Source organism: Pseudoalteromonas sp. RB2-MNA-CIBAN-0110 (genome assembly GCF_040309305.1).
Lineage (GTDB): Bacteria > Pseudomonadota > Gammaproteobacteria > Enterobacterales > Alteromonadaceae > Pseudoalteromonas > Pseudoalteromonas arctica.
In genome coordinates, this window is the sequence record NZ_JBEOOQ010000082.1 from 1 (window position 1) to 1,965 (window position 1,965).

Below are 1,965 nucleotides of genomic sequence, written 5' to 3' on the forward strand. Positions count from 1 at the left end.
CTGCTGTACCGAACCTTATCAGATCAACCGGCCAAGATAATTGTCGCTAGACCGGCCACCGTAATTGTCGCTTAATATAAAAGATAATTTTTTATACGAGAAAGTATTCTTTTCCTGCTTTATTAACGTTCATGAATCACCATTAATTATATTGTTGGAGTAAGGCTATTCAAAGTAATTCTTGAAGAAGAATAGATAGTTTATAAATCACTTTTGCTATCGCAGTTCTGTAAAGTTTCGTACATTTTAAAGCTAAACTTTACAAAAATCTTTACGTTTTTAGGTTTTTAAATTTAAAATATATAATTATCAATAGTTTAATTTGAATTTAAAATACAAGGTCACCAATACCTTTTTAAATGATATAAAGTTATTAGTGTAATACTCATATTAGACCTCGTTTTTACGGGGTTTTTTTATACGAGTTGTGTAGTGAGGGCAACCCAGAACTATCAATGAATATCGTCATTAAGCAATAAAATGAAATAGTATTAGTAAACATGTTAAATTATGGTGGTATTTACATTTTATTTAATTGATATATATATCGTTAACACTTACCATTAAAGGACTTTCACCTTGATTACACAATGAGAAACATGAAAACTAATATCTTATTTTTATTTCTTGTTTTTCAATTTTTGAGTCCAATTTCAAACGCTCAACCTTCTTCAAATGTTACTCATGTTTTATTTATAAATTCAACAAACCAAGATATGCCTTGGCACAAAAGTGTTGATTCTGGACTGCGTAAAAAACTTATAGAACGTTCTTTTAGTTATGAACTCTTCGTTGAAAATATGGATGTAAACCGATTCGATGAAGCAAATCAAAAACAGTTAATGAAGGACTACCTCAAACAAAAATATAAAAATAAGCACATCGATATCATTGTTACTCAGTCTCCTTCTGCAGCAGTACTTTTATCGCAATTAGATGACTTTTTTATAAATGCTCCAAGAATATATTTGGAACCAGGCACGCAATTTAAGGTATTAGAAAGTGGGAACATCATCCAATCTAAATTAGATTATAAGCAGGCTACATCAGATGCTGTAAATTTAATGAATGCGAAAAAGCTCATTGTTATTTTAGATACGACAAATAATATGGGGTTTAATTTTCAGCAAGATTTTATGCCTACAATTACTAAAAACTTTTCTCATTTAGCTATTGAAAAATGGTTTGATGTGCCTACAAAAGAACTTATGGAGAGAGTTAAACATACCTCATCTGATTCTATTATTTTATTCACCCCCATTTTTAGACGTTACAATAATAATGCACTTAGCCCATTTCAGTTTTTAAAACTATTAACAAGTAATAGTAAAGCGCCTATTTTTAGTTATTGGCATTCATTGTTGGGTTCTGGAATCGTTGGCGGATATTTATTGTCAGGTAAAAAGCTTGGAGAGAAAGCAGCTAATTCAATAATTTCATTTCATGATAATAAAGGTTTAACATCTGTTATGGGGGAAGACTTAAGTGCTTATTACTATGATTGGCGACAATTAGATCGGTTTGGTATAGAGCTTGAAAGCTTACCAAAGGATGCAATAGTTACTTATTACGAACCTTCATATTTCAAACAAAATAAAGTACTTATTTATAGTGTCGTTTTTATAATTGTTACATTAAGTAGTTTTTTAGCTTTTGTTTTGGTTTTAAATGGTAAGCGAATTCAGTTATTAAATGCGCTTGATAGCGAAAAGTTAAAATTAGAATCTCGAGTAACACGACGAACCGAAGAGTTACTAATAGCAAAAGAAGAGGCTGAACATTTAGCATCAGTTAAATCAGCATTTTTAGCTAATATGAGTCATGAGATAAGAACACCTATGAACGGCATTATTGGGCTTACCAATATGCTACTAGATAGTGGATTACCACTAGGGCGTGTTGATCTTTGCGGTATAAAAAACAAACAGCATGAGGATAAGGTATAATTGAATTCGCTAAAAAACG

Annotated in this window: 1 protein-coding gene; it reads left to right on the forward strand. The window is 30.7% G+C overall.

Translation table 11 applies throughout. The annotated features are described in order from the left end of the window. Positions 1-599 precede the first annotated feature (599 nt). Positions 600-1,946 carry a histidine kinase dimerization/phospho-acceptor domain-containing protein gene (locus AAEY68_RS20605; protein ID WP_350586781.1) on the forward strand — a complete coding sequence of 449 codons (1,347 nt, stop codon included), beginning with the start codon at positions 600-602 and terminating at the stop codon, positions 1,944-1,946. Positions 1,947-1,965: the final 19 nt, after the last annotated feature.

What these genes read in the sequence shown, in the direction of transcription:
- AAEY68_RS20605 (WP_350586781.1), top strand. Translation starts at nt 600, where the DNA reads ATGAAAACTAATATCTTATTTTTATTTCTTGTTTTTCAATTTTTGAGT.